Genomic DNA, 19,355 nt, shown 5'->3' with positions numbered 1-19,355 from the left:
GGTCTACTTCAAGCTGTTCTGCCTCAATCCCTATGGTTTCCTCTGACCTCAAGCGCTGGCTGGATAACTTCCTGATTGCCGTTGTCTTTCTGGTGTTCGCCGGGTTTGTCTGGTTTGTCTTTTCCGTAACCGGGGCTTTTCTTGGGATCCCACTGGGCTACAAACTTTGGATGCGGCTCTGGCTGCCTTTGTTTCAGCCGGCTTTGGGGATCCTGATGGCCGGGGCGGTGGTGAGCGGAGTGTGGGGCTGGCTGGAAAAACGCCGCTCCCAACAATCATGATCATCAATAGAACTGAAGATCCCGTGGCGCAGGGGAGCCCCAGACTGGCTCTATACTGGAAACGTATCTAAATGTTGAGCACCTGAGGCAGTCTGGCGTCGTGTTTGTTCTGTCCGGCTACGAGTATTTGCTGGTTTTCCTGATCCTCTGCTCTCTGCTGCCGGTTTTGGCTCTGGGGGCTTCTGCACTCTTGGCGCCAAAGCGGCGGGGATCCCTGCGGCGCAGCACTTACGAGTCGGGCATGGAGCCGTTTGGGCAAGCCTGGATCCAGTTCAACATTCGCTACTACATGTTCGCACTGGTCTTCGTCATTTTCGATGTAGAGACGGTGTTCCTCTATCCCTGGGCAGTGGCGTTTCACCGCTTGGGGCTGTTGGCCTTTGTGGAGGCCCTGATTTTCATCGCCATCCTTGTGGTGGGTCTTGTGTACGCCTGGAGAAAAGGAGCATTGGAATGGTCATGACGTCTGAGAAATCGCAAGTCTTGTTTCCGGGGGCTGCCCCCCAGGTGACTACCGACCTCTCCAACAACGTCGTTCTGACGACGGTGAACGACCTGTACAACTGGGCTAAGATGTCCAGCCTCTGGCCGCTGCTCTACGGCACCGCCTGCTGCTTCATCGAGTTTGCCGCCATGCTGGGATCCCGCTTCGACTTCGACCGCTTTGGCCTGCTGCCTCGTTCTTCGCCGCGCACGGCTGATTTGATCATCACGGCAGGTACGGTCACCATGAAAATGGCGCCGGCGTTGGTCAAGCTTTACCAGCAAATGGCTGAGCCGAAGTACGTGATCGCCATGGGGGCCTGCACCATCAGCGGTGGCATGTTCAGCTCCGATTCCTACACGGCAGTGCGGGGGGTGGACAAGCTGATCCCGGTGGATGTGTACATTCCCGGCTGCCCTCCTCGTCCAGAAGCGATCATGGATGCCATTGTCAAGCTGCGCAAGAAGATCGCCGCCGAGGACATGCGGGAACGAGGCCGTCTGCAGCAAACCCACCGCTACTACACGGTTAAGCATAACCTCAAGCCTGTGCCGGAGATCATCACCGGCAAGTATCTGGAGAGCGAGACCCGCCAAGCTCCCCCGCCAGAGCTGGCTGCGGCCATTGGCTTGCCAGTGCCCCCGGCCTTGCAAACCGCCGACTTTAAGCGGGCGGAACAGCAGCTCAAAGCCTTGCAGGGAGGAGTGTGAGATGGCAGAGGAGAATGCCCAGGAAAAACAAGCGCCGCCATCCGCAGGCGAGCAGTCGGAACCCTTGGTGACGTTGGAGCGGGGCCCGGTTTCCCAGTTTCTGGCCGACAACGGCTTCGAGCACCAGTATTTGGGGAGAGACGCAGCGGGGGTAGAGCTGTTGGAGGTGGAGCGGGACTTTCTCCTACCCTTGTGTACCGCCCTCTATGCCTACGGCTTTAACTACCTGGAGTGTCAGTGCGGATATGACCTGGGGGCAGGGCAGCCACTGGTCAGCCTTTACCACCTGATCCAGCTGTCAGACGGGGCGGATCGCCCTCGGGAGGTGCGGCTACAGGTGAAGTTGCCTCGCCAAGATCCACGCCTACCTTCCGTATACTGGATTTGGAAGTCGGCGGATTGGCAGGAACGGGAAACCTACGACATGTACGGCATTGTTTTCGAGGGACACCCGAACCTGAAGCGGATTTTAATGCCGGAAGACTGGATAGGTTGGCCCCTGCGCAAGGACTACATCACGCCTGACTTCTATGAGCTGCAGGATGCCTACTGATTGGGGATCCCTGACCTGGTGAGCAGCGTTGAACAGGATGGGTTGAGATGTGGCCTTTTTTGCTCTTGGCAATCTATGCAGGTGGAGTTTGGTACTCGGCCCGCAAGGCGGACCGCATCTATTCGGGATCTGGGAAGTGGGTGGTATCGGCCCTCTGGCCGGTGCTGCTGCTCTCAAACCGTCAGTTTCGCCAAAATTGGCGTCGTCCCCTGAACAAGTAAGTTTGAGTTGAGTGAGTCTGGATCCCTGGAATCCTCACCTGTGATCGCTCCTGAGCAACACCTACGCGACCCGAGTCTTTCTCTATCGACACCTCAGGCCACGCAGAAGTTGCGGGAGTTGATTGTCAGCCGCATTCGCGCTCAGGGACCGGTGACCTTTGCCCAGTTTATGGAGTGGGCTCTCTACGAGCCAGGGTTGGGCTATTACGAGCAGGGATCCCCGATTGGCCCCGACTACCTCACCTCTCCCCACCTGGCGGCGGACTTTGCCCAACTGTTGGCGGAGCAAATCCACCAGTTCTGGCACATTTTGGGATCCCCCTCTGCCTTCACGGTCATCGAGATGGGGGCAGGCAGCGGTCGCCTGGCCCAGGATTGGCTGACCTACGTGCGCTCTGCTAACCCCCCTTTTTGGCAGGCGCTGGACTATGGGATTTTGGAGCGTTCTGCCCATCTGCGGCAGCTCCAGCAGGAGCGGTTGGCCCCTTTTGGGGAGAAGGTGCGCTGGTTGGATTGGGACGGGATCCCGGATGAGTCGGTCACAGGCTGTTTCTTCTCCAATGAGCTGGTGGATGCTTTTCCGGTGCATCGGGTGCAGGTACAGGATGGGGCTTTGCGGGAAATCTATGTCGATTGCAGCGAGGCTGCAGAAGCCGACTTCCGGGAAGTGCTGGGGGATCTGTCCACTCCTGAGCTGAGGGAGTATTTTGCCCGCTTGGGGATCCCTGTAGAAACTTATCCGTCCGGTTACCAAACCGAGGTGAACCTAAAAGCCTTGGAGTGGCTGCAGCTCCTGGCCCGTAAGCTGCGGCGAGGCTACGTGCTCACCATCGATTATGGCCACACCGCCCAGCGCTACTACAGCCCCCACCGCGCCCAAGGTACGCTCCTGGCCTATCGACAGCACGGCAGCTATACGGACCCCTATGTTCGGGTGGGATCCCAGGATCTCACCGCTCATGTGGACTTTACCACCCTAGAGCAAGTGGGAGAATCTCTGGGGCTAAAATGTCTGGGGTTCACCCGGCAAAGCAGCTTTTTGGTCAACCTGGGATTGACCGAGCGGCTGGCCGCCCTCAGCCAAATGGGGAACCCGGTTGGCGGCGAAGCTGTGGATGTGGGCCAGGTTTTGCGGCGGCGATCCGCTCTTCACGCGCTGCTGGATCCCATGGGGTTGGGGGGCTTTGGGGTATTGGTGCAGGCCAAGGGCTTGATCCCCTCAGAACACGCTCACCCTCTGCGGGGCTTTGGCGAGCCAGAGCTGTGAACCGTTTCGGTGCTATTGGGATGGGATGTCTGCCCCTACCGGCTACCGTTGCCTTCCATCGATGCCAGTTCTGCCATTGCTCTGGCGCTATCTTCCAGGTTGTCGATTCGCTCCTCGAGGGTTGCAAAGACTTCGTCATATTTGTCGGCCCATGCGACGCCGGCGGCAGTTTTGGTCATGCGGGCCGAGCCAAGAGATACGTCTGAAGATCCTTTCGCGGGCATAGGTGACCGTTTAATGGAGTTACTAGAGCCTGTTGACCGACAAGCCTGGGTTAGGCGGGCAATATCTTGCTTGAGGAGATTCTGTTTTGATTGGAGTTGTTCCACCTTGGCTATGCTCTCTTTGAGGGACTGAATGGGCCTTTTTTTCTTGGCTTGTAAATCTCCAATCGAGGCTTTCAGGCTTTGCTCTTCTGCGCGTAACTGAGGAAGTCGTTCTTCTTGAGATTGGATCTGGATCTCTGTTTCAAAATGAAGCTGAGGAGTTTGAGCTTGCGAACGAGTCTCATCATAAGGTTGGGCAGCAGCCACCCCCTTCTGCTGGACTTTTGCCCAATCTTCAAGGGCAGCACGCAGGTTGGCCAGTTCGCTTTGCAGTTGCTGTAGGTCTGAAGGAGTGATTTCGTTTTGCTTCTGTCGATTTTCGAGGTGCTGCAGAAGCTGGATTTTGGCTTTGGCCTCGCTCCCAGATAGAGCAGAAGCCACATAGCCCGTCATCCCCGTGGCCAAACCTGCTGCTCCCGCCTGCCACAGGGATCCTCCCGCCCCAAGGCCGCCAATAGCCACCGTAACTCCAGCCAACGCGGGAAAGGCAGTTATCCAAAGCTGGCGGCAGGAGAAAGGCAACATCATCGACCCCAGGGTGGAAGAGGAGATTGTCTTGAAGATTGTTTTGACCATAGGTAATGTTTGGGTAGGTTTTCTCTCACTCACAACTCCTCTTTTTTTAAGGAGAAAGGGGAGCTAGAACCAACACAAAGAACAAAGAACGCCTTAGAGACAATTTTACTGCACTATTTCACTGCACTTCAAGATGACTCTGGTGTACTGCTGAGGTTACAGTTCTTTACGCCATCCCTCCAGTATGGCCACAACTACAAGTCAATCGCCACTCTAAACCTGCAAGAGCCACTTCAGCTAGAAATTGCAGGAGCCCCGCACTGTACCCGTAGGGTCGGTGTCGGGAGGAATGCTATAACAATACTGCGGACACCAGAAACGGTTGTTTAAGGCACTGGTAACGGTCGATTGGGGGTGCTGTAAACCACCCCAGAGGCTCGTGGTTGGCTTGCTAACTGCAGGGCTACTAAAAGCCCGCTCCGTACCGCCTAGCGGTTGATGTCGGGTAGTTTACGCTCATCCTGACCGGCTTTCTTGGCAGCGACGCCCAAGGACATCTGCTTTGACATGCTCGATAGGACTCCGTCCCGCTGACGCGAAAGGACCCCGTCCCGCTGCCGCAGTGGATCCCAGGGCTTGGAGCCTTGAGGAGAAAGTGGGGCAACTGTTTCTGGTTTATTTTGAGGGAGCTGAGTTTTCCTCCGCTCTCGAGGAGATGATCCGGGACTACCACGTGGGCGGGCTGATCTTCTATTCGATTGCCGGCAACATTCAAACGTTGCCTCAGGTGGCCCAGCTCATTGCCGCGGCTCAGGCACAAGCCCTTGTCCCCCTGTGGATAGCCATTGATCAAGAGGGGGGGCCGGTGGTGCGCCTTACCGAGGGGGTGACGGTGTTCCCCAGCGCCATGGCAGTGGCAGCAGCGGGATCCCTGGCAAAGGCGGAAGCTATGGCCCGTGCGGTGGGAACGGAGCTGAAAAGTTTGGGGTTTAACCTCAACTTCGCCCCTGTTGTGGACGTGAACAGCAACCCCCACAACCCCATCATCGGCATCCGAGCCTTTGGGTCAGACCCGAAACAGGTGACAGATTACGGCCTCGCCCTGTGGCGCGGCTATCGGCAAGCCGGGATCCTCTGTACGCCCAAACATTTTCCCGGCCATGGGGACACCGATATGGATTCCCACCTGGGGTTGCCGCGGGTGGATCGCCCTCTGGAGGCGCTACAGACCACGGAATTGCGCCCGTTTCAGGCTTTGATCCGGGCAGGGGCAGAGGCGATGATGACGGCGCATGTGGTGATGCCGGCTCTGGGATCCGTCGGCGACAGCGGGACGAAGTCCTTGCAACCGGCAACGCTGGCCCCTGAGGTGGTGTCGGGCTGGCTGCGGCAGAAGCTGGGTTTCAAGGGTCTTGTCCTGACGGATTCCCTGACCATGGGGGCCATTGCCCGCACCTACGGCATTCCCGAAGCGGCAGAACTGGCCTTTAGGGCAGGAGCCGATGTGCTGGTGTTTGGGGCAGATCCCGGCTTTAGCCCGGCCATCCAAAAAGAAGCCTATGCCCATCTGCTGCGGGAGTTCCGTGCCGGGCGCTTGTCGGTTGAACAGTTGGATCAGTCGGTGGAGCGGATTTTGGCCTTGAAGCGGCGCTACAGGCTGGGATCCCCCTGCCCCCCTTTCCCCCCTGCCGGCTTGGAAAACCACCGGGCACTGGCCCGCCAAATCGCCCAAGACAGCATCACCCTAGTACGGGGATCCCTGCCTCCCTTGGCCCCCGACCCGCTGCTCATTACCCCTGTGCCTCTTCTGGGGGATCTTTTCCAAAATGTCTGGCCCGGTGCTCAGGTTCTCAAGATCAGCCCAGAGCCTACCCCTGAGGATTTGCAAACAACCCTGCAAGGGGCGTCAAGAGCTGACCAAGTGCTGGTGGGATCCCTTGATCTGTTTCGTTACCCGCTTCAGAAGGAGTTGCTGGCGGACTTACTGGGATCCCTTCCGCCGGAAAAGGTGATTGGGTTGGCCTTGGGATCCCCCTACGACGCCTTTGCCCTGCCCCAGATCCCGGTTTACTTGGCCTGCTACGGCACTACCCCCGTCTCTCTACAGGCGTTGCTGCAGGTGTTGTTGGGACAGATCCCGGCCCAGGGTCGCTTGCCGGTTGGATCCCACTTGGAGGGATCCTGGTCGCGTTAGCGGAGCTCCATAGCAGATCCCCTAGCTGCTGAGGTTGCTGAAATTGCACCGCGTCAGGGTCGGCACCGTTCGCCTCACCAAGCCCGTCAGCACGTTGCCGGGGCCGATTTCCCACACCTCTTGGATGCCGTCGGCGGCCATCTGCAACACGGTTTCTCGCCAGCGGACAGGGGCAGTCATCTGGGCCAGCAGCGCCTGCTTAAGGGCTTGCGGATCCCGGCTGGCGGTGGCAGTGCAGTTGCTGTAGACGGGCACTCGCGGCGGCTGAAAGTCAACAGCGCGCAAGGTGTGGGCAAACTCCTCGGCAGCAGCCTGCATAAAGGGCGAGTGAAAGGCGCCGCTCACCTTGAGGGGAACGGTGCGCTTGGCCTGCAACTGCTCACAGACGGCCCGCACCCCCTCCACTGAGCCGCTGATCACCACCTGATCCGGGCTGTTGTCGTTGGCAAGGGTGACGTCGGGGATCATCTGGCACAGGTGCTCCAGCTTGTCGCGGTCAAACCCCATCACTGCCGCCATGCTGCCCGGGGGATCCCCTGCGGCTTCCATCAGTTGGCCCCGCAGCGCCACCAGCCGTAGGCCGGTTTCGAAATCAAACACGCCGGCAGCGTAGAGGGCGCTGTATTCGCCCAGACTGTGGCCAGCAGTGCAGGCAGGAGCCTGTCCCTGGGCGTAGAGATAGTCCGTCAACAGGGCCGATACGGTGAACAAAGCCGGTTGTGTGTAGCCGGTCTGGTGGATCTGGTCTTCCGACAGAGCTAAGGGATCCCATCCCAGCATCTGGCGGGCCAAAGCCAACTTCTGGCCTGCTCCCTGCCAGTTCCGCAAGTCCCTTCCCATGCCCACCGCTTGGGATCCCTGGCCGGGATAGATCCAGGCAACGGTCATCAATTCACTTCCCCCAACGAAACACAATCGCCCCCCAGGTGAGGCCGGCACCAAAGCCCGCCATTACCCCCAGATCGCCGGCGCCAAAGCGTCCCTGCTCGATCCAAGTGGCCAAGGCAATCGGCACCGAAGCGCCCGAGGTGTTGCCGTAATGCTCTAAGACGCTGGCCACCCGCTGCGGATCCAGCTGCAGGCGCTTGGCTACCGCATCGAGAATGCGCTGGTTGGCCTGATGAATAAAATATCCCTGTACTGCTTCCGCCGGGATCCCGGCCCGAAAGAGAGCCTTCTCGATGATCTCCGGCACCGCCTGGACGGCAAACTTGTACACCTCGCGGCCATTCATGGTGATGGGGCAGCAGCGATACTGCCCCACCTGCAGGGATCCCACCAGGGGCTTGGCCTCTGTAGCCATGGACAAGCTGAGCAGCTGGCTGCCACTGCCATCGCTGCGCAGCTCAATGCTGAGGATCCCGCCGGTTTCCCCCGCCTCCAGAACCACCGCCCCAGCCCCATCTCCAAACAAGACACAGGTGGTGCGATCTGCCCAGTCCACCGTACGGGAGAGCACATCCGCCGCCACCACCAAGGCCCGCCGGTACAGCCCGGTTTGCAAAAACTGCGCTGCCGTGGCCACTGCAAAGACAAAGCCCGTGCAGGCTGCCGTCAGATCAAAAGCCACCGCCCGCGTTGCTCCCAGAGCTGCCTGCACCTGAGGGGCCGAGCCAAACCGATCGACACCGGTGGAAGTGGCCAGCAGGATCAAATCCAGGTCTTGAGGCAAGATCCCGGCCTGAGCCAAAGCGGCCTTGGCTGCCTGGACCGCCAAATCCACCAAGCTCAGCTCAGGGGGCAGAATGCGCCGCTGACGAATGCCGGTGCGGGGCCAGATCCATTCGTCGGAAGTTTCGACGATCTGGCCGAGATCGTCGTTGCTCAGGCAGGGATCCGGCAGGGCAGCCCCTGCCCCCACCAGCCGCACGGTCGGGAGGCTATGGCTGGGCATCTTCCACGGGTTCGGGACAGCGGGAGGAAGTCCTTTCCAGGGATCCCAACGGCAACACTTCCGGGCCAGAGCCAGAGTAGACCTGAAGGGGCCGGGTGCGCCGCCTGGGGTTGGATTCAGGTTCGCGAGGGTCAACCATTTCCGCCTGCAGCCGCTGTAGGATTTTCTGTTCTGCCGCCTCTTTGGCCAGGCGAATGGCGTGGTAGACCATCGGCGCCTTGGAGCTGCCGTGGGTAATCACGCAGATGCCGTTGACGCCGAGCAGCAAAGCACCGCCATACTCTACGTAGTCCATGCGCCGCTTTACCTGCTTGAGGTTGGGCCGGAGCAGCCAGCAGCCCAACTTGCCGCGCCAGCCGCGGGGCAGCTCCTCCCGCAGCACCTGGGTGATCACCTGGCCAACACTTTCGGCAAACTTGAGGAGGGCATTGCCCACAAAGCCGTCACACACCACCACATCAAACTCCCCGGTCAGCACATCCCGCCCCTCGGCATTGCCGGCGAAATGGATCCCTGGCAACTGGGCCAGACGCTGGTGGGTGGCCAGAGCCAAATCATTGCCCTTGTTGGGCTCCTCGCCGATGTTGAGCAGGCCCACCCGCGGCTTCTCGATCCCCAGCACGCACTGGCAGTAGAGGGATCCCATGCGGGCAAACTGCTCCAAAAAGCGGGGCCGGCAATCTACATTGGCTCCCACATCCAAAAGCAACACCGGCTTGCCTCTTAAAGTGGGCAGAAGAGCACCAATGGCCGGGCGATCGATCCCTGCCAGCCGGCCCAAATGAAGGTAGGCCGCAGCCATCGCTGCTCCGGTATTCCCGGCGGCCACCACGGCATCCGCTTGGTTGGAGCGCACCTGTTGCATTGAGACGTTGATGGAGGCTTTGGGCTTTTTGCGCACCATCAGCGGCTCTTCCGCCATGCCCACATCCTCTTCGGCAGGCACAATGGTGATCCCAGCAGGCAAGGGCTGAGGCAAAAAGGGCTTGAGGGAATCTGGACGACCGACTAGTGCAATCCCGACCCGGAGCTGCCGATGGGCCAGCAGGGCGCCCTTGATGATCTCTTCGGGAGCGTAGTCACCCCCCATCGCATCGACCGCAATTCGCACAAGCTGACCTCACACTGGAATATCCTTGGCAACTGCAAGCAAGAAGCGGGGCAAAACGCACTAACCTCTGCAGTCCCCTCGCCCGAGAATTGGGAGCCCCAGTGGCTGCAGGGTGCTAGCGAATTTTACCAGATTTGTTTTCCTCAATTAAGGCCGCAGTTCCGCTTGCGCCGGTTCTCCCCACCCCCCACAGGAAACGTGGACTTCCTCACGCCTGCGCGAGGGTAGCCAGGAGAAAGTGTACCTGTTGGACGTGGGCGTGTGCGGTGGAGTTTCTGGCTTGGTGTTGGCCCAGCTCCGTCTCCAACTGCGCCAATTCTCCCGCCAACGCTGCCCACCGATCCCGCTCTGGGTAGAGGGTGGCCTGCAGGTGATTGAGGCGACCCCAGGTTTCTGCCATGGCCTGGGCGCGCGCCCGCAGGGATCCCTCCTCTTGCTCCAGGTGTTGCCACTGCTGCTCCAATTCCTGCCGTTGGCGGGCGAGCTGCTCCTGCTGAGAAGGCAAGGACGATTCCAGTTGTTGAATGAGGGTTTGCAGACGACCTTTTTCTTGGAGAAGATCCTGCTTCTGGCTGCCGATCTGTTCCAGGAGCGGCCCAATATCGACCTGAACCGGGGCAGCAGCTTGATTTTGCAGCTGTCTAAGGCGGGCTTCCTGGCGGGTCAACTCTTCATACTCTCGCTGCAGGTTTTTTTCCTGAGGCAGCAGGGCTTCTTCCAAAGCACTGCAGGCAGACTGGGCATAGTCGATATCCATCTCGATGTCAAACCGCTCCTCTGGAGAGGCGCTGGCCAGCCGCTCTTGCAGCTCCCGCAGGGTTTGCCGGTTTTGCTCCAGTTCGGCCCGCTGCTGGCTGACCTGGGCCGCCCGCTGCTCGTAATCTCGGCGCAGTTGGCTGACCAAAGCCGCCAGCTCCTCGACCGAGATCGCCGGCTCCCCAGCCCTGCCGTTGCTGCTGCCATCGACGATAAAGTCGTACTCCTGCACCAGACGAGAGGCTTTCTGGTATAGGCTCTCTTGAGATTGCAGCTGCTGGAGAATCCTCTGCAGGTGCTCTTGATGGGCTCGCAGGGATCCCTGTCGAGTTTGCCACTCTGCTTGGCTTTGCTCCAGGGATTGTCGGGATCCCCACCAAGCGGTGTGGCGTTCTTGCCAAGCGCGGTAGTCTCGATCCAGCTCGTCTTGCCGGGCCTGGGCCTGCTGACGTTCTGCTTCCAGTTGGGCAATCTGTTGATTCAAGTGCTCCTGCTGCTGCTGAATGTGGCTTTTCAAGCTTTGCAGAAGCGCTAAGGGATCTCCAGCCGGATGCAGACTCTCCTGGAGCTGTTGCATCAAAGCCTGTAGCTGCGCTGCTTCTGCCTCCCCCAAGCGGCTGGAGCGAGCTTCTTGCAACTGGGCTTCCAACTCTTGCCGCTGCCGATTCAGAGCTTCCCGCTGCTCTCCGATCAGCCGCTGTTGTTCAGCCAAGTAAGCCTGCTGGGCTGCCAGTTCCTCTTTGAGGCTGTCCAGGAGTTTGCGATCTTCCTCTACACTCTTGTATTGCTCATACAGCCGCTGCACCTCTTCTTCTTGAGCTGCTAGCTCCATCTCGCGGCGGGTAAGCTCATGCGCCTGAAAGGTGAGGGACTGTTTCCAAACCTCGATCTCCTCCTCCTGGCTGCGGGCTCTGAGCTGAAGTTGGCTGAAGTTTTGCAGATAGGTCACCAGTTGGCGAGCGGCTTCGCTGATGCGGGCGACCTGACGGTTGCCGGAGATTTCCGCCAGCACCAATGACCCATCCTTGAAGCGCCCAGCCTCCTGGGCGATGCGGCCTTCCAAGGTAATGGATTCTTCGTTCACGGCCACCCAGGTATTGTCCTGCTGCTGCTTGGCCAGCAATTGCAGAGACGACTTGGCAAATCCAATCGGCTTGGATAGCTCTGCTAGGTACAGCACGCCTGAACTCCTCTAAAACAGCATGGACAGCACCAGCCTTGACCCCACCGAGCCACTGCCCCTGGCCGGGGAAAAATGGACGGCCGCCAGAACATGGCTCGCCGAGGCGCATAAAGACTACACCACCTTTCTAGACTCAACCATAGGGTAAAAAAAACGCCTTCGCCAGATGAGTTTTGGGGATGCCTGGGGTAGCTATTCAAACCGGTGGCGGAGCACTAAAGTAGTCTAGGGTGTGGTGTAGAGTTGTGTTCGGGGGTTGTATGGAGCTGCAAGGTGAGCCGCTTTCTGTTCGTCGGCGTTCTCCTGCCCCGCCGGTGGTCGTAGCCTCTCAGGTGTACCAGACAACAGCGCCGGAAGCCAAACCGCGCCACATCTTGGAAGCGATCGTCTGGCATAAAGAGCAGGAGGTGGAGCGGCAACGGGAGCAGCTTCCCCTCAAGGAATTGCAACGGCAACTGGATCAGGCTCCGCCGGTGCGGGATTTTGTGGCGGCCCTCACCCAGTCGCCTCACCCTATCTCTGTGATTGCCGAGGTCAAAAAAGCCTCTCCCAGCCGCGGCGTTCTGCGGGATCCCTTTGACCCGGTAGCCATTGCCCAGAGCTATGAAGCCGGTGGGGCCAGTTGCCTCTCGGTGCTCACAGATGAGCGGTTCTTTCAGGGCAGCGGCGAGTATCTGCGCCGGATCCGTCAGGCAGTAGGGATCCCCATCCTCTGCAAGGAGTTCATCCTCTACCCCTACCAAATCCTCTGGGCCCGCAGCCTGGGGGCAGATGCGGTGCTCTTGATTGCCGCCATTCTCTCCGATGCGGATTTGGGCTACTTTCTCAAGCTGATTCGGCAATTGGGCATGGCGGCTCTGCTGGAGGTGCACACCTCCCAAGAGTTGCAGCGGGTGTTGCGTTTGCCCCAACTGCAAGACTCCAGGGGGCAGGTGCTCATTGGCATCAACAATCGCGATCTGAGAACCTTTGCGGTGGACTTAAACACAACGCGCAACCTGTTGGCCGCCCACTCGGATCTCCTCGGCGAGCTGCCCATTGTCAGCGAGTCCGGCATCCATACCCCCGCCGATCTGCAGCAGTTGCGGGCCTGGGGGGTGCGCTCTGTGCTGGTGGGGGAAGCGCTGGTGACCCAGCCGGATCCCGGCCAAGCTGTGCGCCACCTGTTGTCATCTCAGTGAATGAAAACCATTTATCAATGGATCTCTGCGAGAACAATTGATCTCTAAGGATTGCTTGGATCGATGAAACGTATTCCTGTGCCGGCTCATATCCACTACGAATTTCTGCTGCAGGTGTTGGAGCGGCAAACCTTTCCGGCAGTGGAAGAACAGGATTTTGGCAACCGAGGCCGCACGCAAGAGCTGATCAACTCTCTGCGCAAAGCCCTCACCCAACAGGTGCAACTGGAGGAAGAGTGGCGACAGCGGGGCTATCAGGTGGACTACCGCTGGAATATGGACGAGCCTCAGCCTCCCTCTTGACCTTCCAGCCCACTGTAAGGTTTAGCATCCTTTCAGTGGCATTGGGGGGGTTTTCCAAGATGCAGGTTGTTTTGACGGTGCCCAAGCTGGCCTGTGGGGCCTGTATAGACACCATTGCGCAAGCGGTGCGGCAACTGGATCCCCAGGCGCAGGTGGAAGGGGATCCCAAAACCAAACAGGTGCGGATTACTTCTGAGCGGCCTGTGGGCGATTTGCGGCAGGCCCTCACCCAGGTGGGATATCCCCCGGCCTAGTCAATTTTGGGCCGGGAACGGTCGGGCGTCTGTTTTGAATTCCTGTACAGATGGCTGCCTTCACCCTTTCGAGGATGGGGAGTAGCCGTTATTGCATCAACTTTATCAACAAGGTGTTGCCATGCCTGCCCCTGAAAAGTCATCGGCTGCATTATCGGCCTCTGCGCCTTCTCCTGAGGGCACTTGGCAGTTGGCCCTGCAAGGGATGAGCTGTGCCTCCTGCGCCCGCAGCATCGAACAGGCCCTCGCTCAGGTGCAGGGAGTATCCTCCGGATCCGTGAATTTTGCCAGCGAGCAGGCCACCGTCAAAGGGGATCCCAGGCTGGTGGATCCGCAGGCGCTGATTCGGGCGGTGGAGCGGGCGGGGTATCGGGCGCGCCTTATCCAGGAGGATTGGCAGCTGGACGATCTGTCGGATCCAGAGCGGATCGCCCAACGGGCCGCAGAACGGGAACTGAAGCTCAAGGTGGCGATAGGGGTGGGCATCAGCACGGTGCTGGTGATCGGATCCCTGCCGATGATGCTGGGGATGGACATCCCGGGCTTTCCCATGTGGCTGCACAATCCTGGGTTGCAGTTGCTGCTGACGGCTCCGGTGCAGTTTTGGGTGGGCAAGCATTTTTATCGAGGCGCTTGGGCCGCTTGGCAACGGCGCTCGGCGGATATGAACACGCTGGTGGTCTTAGGGACGAGCGCGGCTTTCTTCTATTCCATTTTCCCAACGGTTTTCCCCGACTCTTTCCATCGGCAGGGACTGCATCCCGATGTGTATTACGAAGTGTCGGCGGTGGTCACCACCTTGATCCTGGTGGGCAAGTGGATGGAGCAACGGGCCAAAAGGCAAACCTCTGAGGCCATTCGCAAGCTGATCGGGCTGCAACCGAAAACGGCGAGGGTAATCCGCCAGGGGGTGGAGCAGGATGTCCCCATTCGGGAGGTGCAGGTGGGGGATTGGATCCGGGTGCGCCCCGGTGAGAAGGTGCCGGTGGATGGGGTAATCCTAGAGGGATCCTCCACCCTCGACGAGTCGATGGTGACCGGCGAGAGCCTGCCTGTTGTCAAATCGGCGGGGGATGAGGTGATTGGGGCAACGCTGAATCGGACGGGCAGCTTTGTGATGGAAGCGCGGCGGGTGGGCAAAGACACAGTTCTGGCCCAGATCGTGCGCCTGGTGCAGGAAGCTCAGGGATCCAAAGCCCCAATTCAACAGTTGGCGGATCGGGTCACCTCCTGGTTTGTGCCGGCGGTGATTGGGGTGGCAGTTCTAACTTTTGTGCTCTGGTGGGTGCTGGCCGATAACCCGACACTGGCCTTGGTGAACACGATTGGGGTGCTGATCATCGCCTGCCCTTGTGCGCTGGGGTTGGCAACCCCCACCTCGATCCTGGTGGCCACGGGACGAGGGGCAGAATTGGGGATCCTGGTGAAAAGTGCCGACAGCCTGGAATTGGCCCACCACTTGCGCACGGTGGTCTTGGACAAAACCGGCACCCTGACCGAAGGTCGCCCTACCGTCACCGATATTTGGGCTAATGGCTCCTCTCCCCTGACGGTGTTGCGCCTGGCAGCGGCAGTGGAGCGGCACTCGGAACATCCTTTGGCCCAGGCGGTGGTGCAGAAAGCCGAAGCGGAAAAAATTGCCATCCCTCCTGCCCAGCATTTTCAGGCAAGGATAGGCAGTGGGGCAGAAGCCTGGGTGGAAGACCAGTGGATCCGCATCGGTCGACTGAGCTGGCTACAGGAGATGGGGATCCCCTGGGATCCCTCTTGGTCAGAGCGGGTTCAGAATTGGGAAAGCCAGGGCAAAACGGTGATCGGCGTAGCCCAATCCCAGAGCCTGGTGGGGCTGTTGGCCATTGCCGATCCGCTCAAACCCACCTCTCCTGAGGCAGTGCAACAGCTGCAACAGATGGGTCTAGAGGTGATCCTGCTAACCGGGGATAACCCCACCACGGCCCAAGCGGTTGCTCGGCAAGCAGGCATTCAGCGGGTAATTGCCCAAGTCCGTCCGGATCAGAAGGCAGCTTACATACGCAGCCTAAGACAACCGCGACGGCGGGTGGCGATGGTGGGAGATGGCATTAACGATGCTCCGGCTCTGGCAGAAGCCGATGTGGGGATCGCCATTGGTACAGGTACGGATGTGGCGATGGCCGCCAGCGATATTACCCTCATGTCGGGGGATCTGCGGGGAGTCGCCACAGCCATTCAACTCAGCCGGGCCACCCTCAACAACATCCGCCAGAACCTCCTCTTCGCCTTTATCTACAACACGCTGGGGATCCCGATTGCCGCTGGGGCGCTCTATCCCTTTACAGGCTGGTTGCTCAACCCTATGCTGGCGGGGGCAGCCATGGCCCTGAGTTCCGTTTCGGTGGTCGCCAATGCCCTGCGCCTGCGACACTTTCGAGCCCACAGACCGGCAGGCCGGCGTTAGGCCCTCACCCCCAACCCTTCCTTTGAGGATGAGCCTGCTGGACCGCTCATGTCTCGGGGCTATCTTCTGGCAGACAAGAACATCCCCCCCGGGAGCTTGGTGAATGGCAAGAGGCAAGCTAACCTAAAAGGCTCAGGCAGACTGGGGAAAGCGCGGTGCAAGTCCGCCACTGTGACGCAACTGTGATGGGATCCCTCCCTCAGCCAGAACACCCACCTGCCGTTGTCCTGTACCCCTTGCGATTCACAAGGAACGGAGTTTTTTGTGTTGAATACCCTCAGTGTTTCCCCTCCGCTTGCGGTTGGGCAGTCTCCTGTTGTCCCCCTGCCCCTGTTGCTCATCGGCCACGGATCCCGCGACCCCCAAGGGCAGCAAGCCTTTCTGGAGCTAGCCCAGGCTTACCAAGCTCTCACCCCCCATCGACCGGTGATCCCCTGCTTTCTGGAGCTGACCCAGCCAACCATTGCCCAGGGGGTAGAGCAGTGCTTGGCCCAAGGGTGGCAGGAGATCGTGGCCCTGCCGCTGTTGCTGTTTGGGGCCCGCCACAACAAGTTCGATGTGACGATGGAACTGGATCGCCTGCAGGCCCTCTATCCCCAGTTGCGCATTCGTTACGGTGGGCCGCTGGGGATCCGCATCGAGATCCTGCAACTGCTGCGAGACCGATTGGCTGCTCTGATAGCTGCCCAACCGCGGCGGATCCCAGAGGCAGAAACCGTGCTCCTATTTGTGGGTCGCGGCTCCAGCGATCCCGAGGCCAATGCCGAAGCCTGTAAACTGGCTCGGCTGCTTTGGGAAGGATCTGGGTTTGCCGCTGTGGAAACTTGCTTTATCGGCATTACCCATCCCCGCCTGCCCGTGGGATTGGAGCGGGCCTTGTCCTGGCATCCGCGCCGGGTGATCGTGCTGCCCTACTTTCTGTTTACGGGGGTGTTGGTGAAAAAAATCGAGGCGGCAGTGGAGAAACAACGACAACGACAGCCGGAAATCGACTGGCTGATGCTGCCGGAATTGGGCCTTGTGGATACGGTGCTGCACAGCCTGCAGCAACTGGAGCAGGAAGCCCTACAGGGCCAAACCCAAATGAACTGCCACCTGTGCAAGTTTCGCCTGGCCGTGAGCGCAGAGGTCAGAGCTGGATCCAGCCATCACCACCCTCACGAGCCTCATGACCACCATCACGGGCACGGATCCCATCACCATCCTCATTCCCACCCTCACCCTCAGCACGGCCACACCCACGCAGCGGCTGGGGATCCCTGGGCCCAATTAGAGGGCTACCACCAACGGGCATGGCAGGTGCCCTGAGAGGGAAACAGAGGCTGCTGGCGGGATAAACTGAGTGCAGACAGGCCATTTTTGAACCTGGTTTTCCCGCTCTAGCGGTTGTGATGACGAAAAAACGATGATGCTCTCCCGCTCCTCTTGGGTTTCAGGTGCCGCTGCCGCGGGGAGCGGGATCTTTGTTTTCGCCCTGGTGGTGGGGCTGCTGGATCAGATCCTGCCCACCCTGCCCAAGGTTTCCCTCTCCCTGGCCGGGATCCCTGGGATCCTGGCTGCCGCTGGGGCCTCCTATGGGGCCTGGCGGGTGGTTCAGATGGGTCTGCAATCGGCTTCCTGGAGCGACTTTCGAGAATCGCTGGTGGCGACCCTATCTCCCTTTGATCCTGCCGACCACGGCGGCGAGCCACGACAACCTAAGGGGGATCCTCGCCCTTGGCAGGTGGCTCAGGAGATCCGGCAAACCCAGCTCCGCCATCAAAAGATCCTTGACCGCATCAAGCAGCGGGTGAAAGCCGAAATCCAGACCTGTGAACGCGCCCAAGCCCAACTGCGCAGCGAGCAGCAACGGTCTCGAGTCCTGCAGGCCCAAGCCCAACAGTTACAACAGCATCTGCAAAACCTACAAACATCTTCCCCTTCTCCAAGCTCCGAGTCGACCAAACCCACGCCAGAGCAAGCGCTGCGCCAAAAGCTCCGCCAACTTCAATCCCAGGTCACCACCCTGAAAATAGAATTGGAACGCCAAAGGACCCAACTGCAACACGCAGAAGCAGAGCGGGCTCAACTCCAGCAGCAGCAGCAAAAACTCAAGCGCATCCTGCAGCGCAAAAAATTGGAAAATCGAGAGTTGCGCTCCCAACAGGCAGAATGGGCCCGGCAACTGGAGCAAACTCAACAGGAGCTGCAAACTTTGCGAGAGTCCTACCGCGCCTTGCAAGTTCTACAGGAAATAAGCTCCACCCTAACCCAAAACCCATCTCACGAAAGGGCGGAAACGGAGTCCTCTGGATCCTCCGACTAGCCGACCCGCTTTAGAACAAATACACTCCCCTCGCTGCCCCGACCCAGCCGCAAGTCTTCATCCAAATAGGTGATATCCAGCCAACCCGTTGGCTCGCGGCGGCGGATATCGATTTGAATAGCCGGGATTCGCTCTGGAGCCTGCTCGAGCAAATCGAGAAAACTCTCGATCTCGTAGCTCATCAAAGCTTGGGATCCGAGCACCAATCGCTCGAAAATCACCCTCACCCGGCGCTCAGATTCGGGGTAAAAGCGCGCTGATACAGCCAAGACTCCCCGTGGCACCCAAGCCTCCAGCCAACCGGATCCCTGGATCTCCGCCACGTTGAAGACCCGTCCAGCTTTGGCCCGAATACACTGGTAGATCTCGCCGGTGGTCAAAAAAGGCAACTGTGCCAGCCGCAGCAGAGCTGTGCTCGTGGTAAATAGGGTGAGCCAGTTCCCCTCCAACCCTTCAGCAGCAGATGTTGGTTTGGGGGTGGGGTTGAGCGCTTCTAGGGCGGCAATCTGAGACAGGATCTGGGCTTGCTGCTCAGGGGAGACTTTCCGGCCCCGGTCGGTTGCCTCCAGCAGGTGCAGCAGAGCCGATTTTTGCTGAGCCAGGGCCATGAGCACACTCCAAGGCATCAACCCCATTTTAGAGAACGCCAGATCCGGCTGCCCTTAACCGTCTTCTCCCACCAGTTTCAGGTTCAGATCTGCCACCTGCTCATACCCTAGCCCGGCCCGCACCACCAGCGGCTCGGATCCCGTCAAGTCAATTACCGTAGAGACCTTGGCCCGACGGGGGGCATCGTCATCCAGCACCAGATCCACCTGTTTTTCCAACTGCCGCATCTCTTCAGCCGCAAAGATCCCACCCTCATCCCAGGGGTCGCTCTCCCACTCCCAGGCTTGCCCAGAACTTAAGTCCAGGGATCCGACGGGATCCCCCCCCAGCTTGGCAGAGGTGGAGACAATTGGATTGCCCAACTCTTCCAGCAAAGCCTGACAAATGGCCGAGTCGGGCACGCGGATGCCGGTGGTTTTCCGTTTGGGCTCCATCACCAACTTGGGCACCAGCTTGGTGGCCGGCAACAGAAACGTAAACGGGCCCGGGATCAGCCGCCGCATCAGCCGATAGGCCGAATCGGTTACCTGGGCATAGTGGGCAATGCGTGAGAGAGAAGGGCACAAAAAGGTAAGAGGCTTGTCGTTGGAGAGCTGCTTGATACGGCGTACCCGCTCCACTGCTTGTTTGTGGGTCACATCGCAGCCAATGGCATAGACTGTATCGGTGGGGTAAAGCATCACCGCCCCCTCCCGCAAAGCCGCCGCAATCCGCCGGATGGAACGGGCCTGGGGCTGTTGCGGATGCAGCTTAAAGTACTCGGCCATCGG

General features: G+C 59.6%; 20 protein-coding genes and 1 riboswitch. Of the genes, 13 read left to right on the top strand and 7 right to left on the bottom strand.

Annotated elements, in window-relative coordinates; genetic code table 11:
* Positions 1-32: 32 nt before the first annotated feature.
* The 6 genes from ACVWY8_RS04755 to ACVWY8_RS04730 all read left to right on the top strand — a co-directional run bounded on the left by ACVWY8_RS04755 (position 33) and on the right by ACVWY8_RS04730 (position 3,516).
* Positions 33-281, top strand: coding sequence for a hypothetical protein (locus ACVWY8_RS04755; RefSeq protein WP_011433899.1), 249 nt, complete (start codon positions 33-35; stop codon positions 279-281).
* A gap of 100 nt (positions 282-381) precedes the next feature.
* Positions 382-744, top strand: coding sequence for a photosynthetic/respiratory NAD(P)H-quinone oxidoreductase subunit C (ndhC, locus tag ACVWY8_RS04750; RefSeq protein ID WP_414331498.1), 363 nt, complete (start codon positions 382-384; stop codon positions 742-744).
* Complete coding sequence (locus tag ACVWY8_RS04745) at positions 741-1,475, top strand: NADH dehydrogenase subunit K (protein ID WP_457384275.1); 735 nt, start codon at positions 741-743, stop codon at positions 1,473-1,475. The genes ndhC and ACVWY8_RS04745 overlap by 4 nt, the downstream gene beginning before the upstream one ends.
* Position 1,476: 1 nt before the next feature.
* The gene (locus ACVWY8_RS04740; RefSeq protein ID WP_457392777.1) at positions 1,477-2,028 is read left to right on the top strand and encodes an NAD(P)H-quinone oxidoreductase subunit J; all 552 of its coding nucleotides are present in this window, start codon (positions 1,477-1,479) and stop codon (positions 2,026-2,028) included.
* A 47-nt stretch (positions 2,029-2,075) separates the two neighbouring features.
* Positions 2,076-2,249, top strand: a complete 174-nt coding sequence (locus ACVWY8_RS04735) for a hypothetical protein (protein ID WP_414331502.1) — start codon at positions 2,076-2,078, stop codon at positions 2,247-2,249.
* Positions 2,250-2,256: 7 nt separating this feature from the next.
* Positions 2,257-3,516, top strand: a complete 1,260-nt coding sequence (locus ACVWY8_RS04730) for a class I SAM-dependent methyltransferase (protein ID WP_457396856.1) — start codon at positions 2,257-2,259, stop codon at positions 3,514-3,516.
* A 35-nt stretch (positions 3,517-3,551) separates the two neighbouring features.
* On the opposite strand, the gene ACVWY8_RS04725 is transcribed toward ACVWY8_RS04730, so the two are convergent.
* On the bottom strand, positions 3,552-4,451 hold the full coding sequence (locus ACVWY8_RS04725; RefSeq protein WP_457392781.1) for a hypothetical protein: 900 nt from the start codon (positions 4,449-4,451) through the stop codon (positions 3,552-3,554).
* A 562-nt stretch (positions 4,452-5,013) separates the two neighbouring features.
* Here ACVWY8_RS04725 and ACVWY8_RS04720 point away from each other — a divergent pair.
* Positions 5,014-6,552 carry a glycoside hydrolase family 3 protein gene (locus tag ACVWY8_RS04720; RefSeq protein ID WP_457392783.1) on the top strand — a complete coding sequence of 513 codons (1,539 nt, stop codon included), beginning with the start codon at positions 5,014-5,016 and terminating at the stop codon, positions 6,550-6,552.
* Positions 6,553-6,573: 21 nt separating this feature from the next.
* Here the strand turns inward: ACVWY8_RS04720 and fabD are convergent, their stop codons facing one another.
* The 4 genes from fabD to hmpF form a co-directional block, all read right to left on the bottom strand.
* On the bottom strand, positions 6,574-7,440 hold the full coding sequence (gene fabD / locus ACVWY8_RS04715) for an ACP S-malonyltransferase (RefSeq protein ID WP_457392785.1): 867 nt from the start codon (positions 7,438-7,440) through the stop codon (positions 6,574-6,576).
* Between the two features lie 4 nt (positions 7,441-7,444).
* Positions 7,445-8,446: a beta-ketoacyl-ACP synthase III gene (locus ACVWY8_RS04710; protein WP_414331554.1), complete on the bottom strand. Its 1,002-nt coding sequence runs from the start codon at positions 8,444-8,446 to the stop codon at positions 7,445-7,447.
* Positions 8,433-9,557, bottom strand: a complete 1,125-nt coding sequence (gene plsX, locus ACVWY8_RS04705; RefSeq protein ID WP_457392787.1) for a phosphate acyltransferase PlsX — start codon at positions 9,555-9,557, stop codon at positions 8,433-8,435. Before plsX ends, ACVWY8_RS04710 begins: the two co-directional genes overlap by 14 nt.
* Positions 9,558-9,765: 208 nt before the next feature.
* A complete protein-coding gene (gene hmpF / locus ACVWY8_RS04700) occupies positions 9,766-11,493 on the bottom strand; it encodes a pilus motility taxis protein HmpF (RefSeq protein WP_457392790.1) in 1,728 nt (575 codons plus the stop codon).
* A gap of 263 nt (positions 11,494-11,756) precedes the next feature.
* On the opposite strand from hmpF, the gene trpC reads away from it, so the two are divergent.
* The 6 genes from trpC to ACVWY8_RS04670 all read left to right on the top strand — a co-directional run bounded on the left by trpC (position 11,757) and on the right by ACVWY8_RS04670 (position 17,976).
* Entirely contained in the window at positions 11,757-12,677 is a 921-nt protein-coding gene (gene trpC, locus ACVWY8_RS04695; RefSeq protein WP_457392793.1) for an indole-3-glycerol phosphate synthase TrpC, read from the top strand.
* A gap of 63 nt (positions 12,678-12,740) precedes the next feature.
* Positions 12,741-12,980: a DUF5340 domain-containing protein gene (locus tag ACVWY8_RS04690; RefSeq protein WP_457392796.1), complete on the top strand. Its 240-nt coding sequence runs from the start codon at positions 12,741-12,743 to the stop codon at positions 12,978-12,980.
* 59 nt (positions 12,981-13,039) lie between these two features.
* Positions 13,040-13,234 carry a heavy-metal-associated domain-containing protein gene (locus ACVWY8_RS04685; RefSeq protein WP_099813329.1) on the top strand — a complete coding sequence of 65 codons (195 nt, stop codon included), beginning with the start codon at positions 13,040-13,042 and terminating at the stop codon, positions 13,232-13,234.
* 121 nt (positions 13,235-13,355) lie between these two features.
* Positions 13,356-15,671: a heavy metal translocating P-type ATPase gene (locus ACVWY8_RS04680; RefSeq protein ID WP_457392798.1), complete on the top strand. Its 2,316-nt coding sequence runs from the start codon at positions 13,356-13,358 to the stop codon at positions 15,669-15,671.
* Positions 15,672-15,769: 98 nt separating this feature from the next.
* Positions 15,770-15,905: riboswitch (cobalamin riboswitch) on the top strand.
* A gap of 30 nt (positions 15,906-15,935) precedes the next feature.
* Positions 15,936-16,979: a sirohydrochlorin chelatase gene (locus tag ACVWY8_RS04675; protein WP_457393300.1), complete on the top strand. Its 1,044-nt coding sequence runs from the start codon at positions 15,936-15,938 to the stop codon at positions 16,977-16,979.
* 97 nt (positions 16,980-17,076) lie between these two features.
* Complete coding sequence (locus ACVWY8_RS04670; protein ID WP_414342598.1) at positions 17,077-17,976, top strand: SPFH domain-containing protein; 900 nt, start codon at positions 17,077-17,079, stop codon at positions 17,974-17,976.
* On the opposite strand, the gene ACVWY8_RS04665 is transcribed toward ACVWY8_RS04670, so the two are convergent.
* Entirely contained in the window at positions 17,973-18,602 is a 630-nt protein-coding gene (locus ACVWY8_RS04665; RefSeq protein ID WP_457392801.1) for a PAP/fibrillin family protein, read from the bottom strand. The two genes, ACVWY8_RS04670 and ACVWY8_RS04665, sit on opposite strands and share 4 nt — an antisense overlap.
* A 36-nt stretch (positions 18,603-18,638) precedes the next feature.
* Positions 18,639-19,352, bottom strand: a complete 714-nt coding sequence (locus tag ACVWY8_RS04660; RefSeq protein ID WP_414389115.1) for an L-threonylcarbamoyladenylate synthase — start codon at positions 19,350-19,352, stop codon at positions 18,639-18,641.
* Between the last annotated feature and the right edge of the window lie 3 nt (positions 19,353-19,355).

This window comes from Thermostichus sp. OS-CIW-32, from assembly GCF_054060415.1.
This window is presented reverse-complemented; position numbering and strand designations above follow the sequence as displayed.

What these genes read in the sequence shown, in the direction of transcription:
- ACVWY8_RS04665 (WP_457392801.1), bottom strand. Translation starts at nt 18,602, where the DNA reads ATGCCTTGGAGTGTGCTCATGGCCCTGGCTCAGCAAAAATCGGCTCTG.
- ACVWY8_RS04690 (WP_457392796.1), top strand. Translation starts at nt 12,741, where the DNA reads ATGAAACGTATTCCTGTGCCGGCTCATATCCACTACGAATTTCTGCTG.
- ACVWY8_RS04680 (WP_457392798.1), top strand. Translation starts at nt 13,356, where the DNA reads ATGCCTGCCCCTGAAAAGTCATCGGCTGCATTATCGGCCTCTGCGCCT.
- ACVWY8_RS04735 (WP_414331502.1), top strand. Translation starts at nt 2,076, where the DNA reads ATGTGGCCTTTTTTGCTCTTGGCAATCTATGCAGGTGGAGTTTGGTAC.
- ACVWY8_RS04755 (WP_011433899.1), top strand. Translation starts at nt 33, where the DNA reads ATGGTTTCCTCTGACCTCAAGCGCTGGCTGGATAACTTCCTGATTGCC.
- trpC (WP_457392793.1), top strand. Translation starts at nt 11,757, where the DNA reads ATGGAGCTGCAAGGTGAGCCGCTTTCTGTTCGTCGGCGTTCTCCTGCC.
- ACVWY8_RS04660 (WP_414389115.1), bottom strand. Translation starts at nt 19,352, where the DNA reads ATGGCCGAGTACTTTAAGCTGCATCCGCAACAGCCCCAGGCCCGTTCC.
- ACVWY8_RS04670 (WP_414342598.1), top strand. Translation starts at nt 17,077, where the DNA reads ATGATGCTCTCCCGCTCCTCTTGGGTTTCAGGTGCCGCTGCCGCGGGG.
- ACVWY8_RS04740 (WP_457392777.1), top strand. Translation starts at nt 1,477, where the DNA reads ATGGCAGAGGAGAATGCCCAGGAAAAACAAGCGCCGCCATCCGCAGGC.
- fabD (WP_457392785.1), bottom strand. Translation starts at nt 7,440, where the DNA reads ATGACCGTTGCCTGGATCTATCCCGGCCAGGGATCCCAAGCGGTGGGC.
- ACVWY8_RS04745 (WP_457384275.1), top strand. Translation starts at nt 741, where the DNA reads ATGACGTCTGAGAAATCGCAAGTCTTGTTTCCGGGGGCTGCCCCCCAG.
- ACVWY8_RS04685 (WP_099813329.1), top strand. Translation starts at nt 13,040, where the DNA reads ATGCAGGTTGTTTTGACGGTGCCCAAGCTGGCCTGTGGGGCCTGTATA.
- ACVWY8_RS04710 (WP_414331554.1), bottom strand. Translation starts at nt 8,446, where the DNA reads ATGCCCAGCCATAGCCTCCCGACCGTGCGGCTGGTGGGGGCAGGGGCT.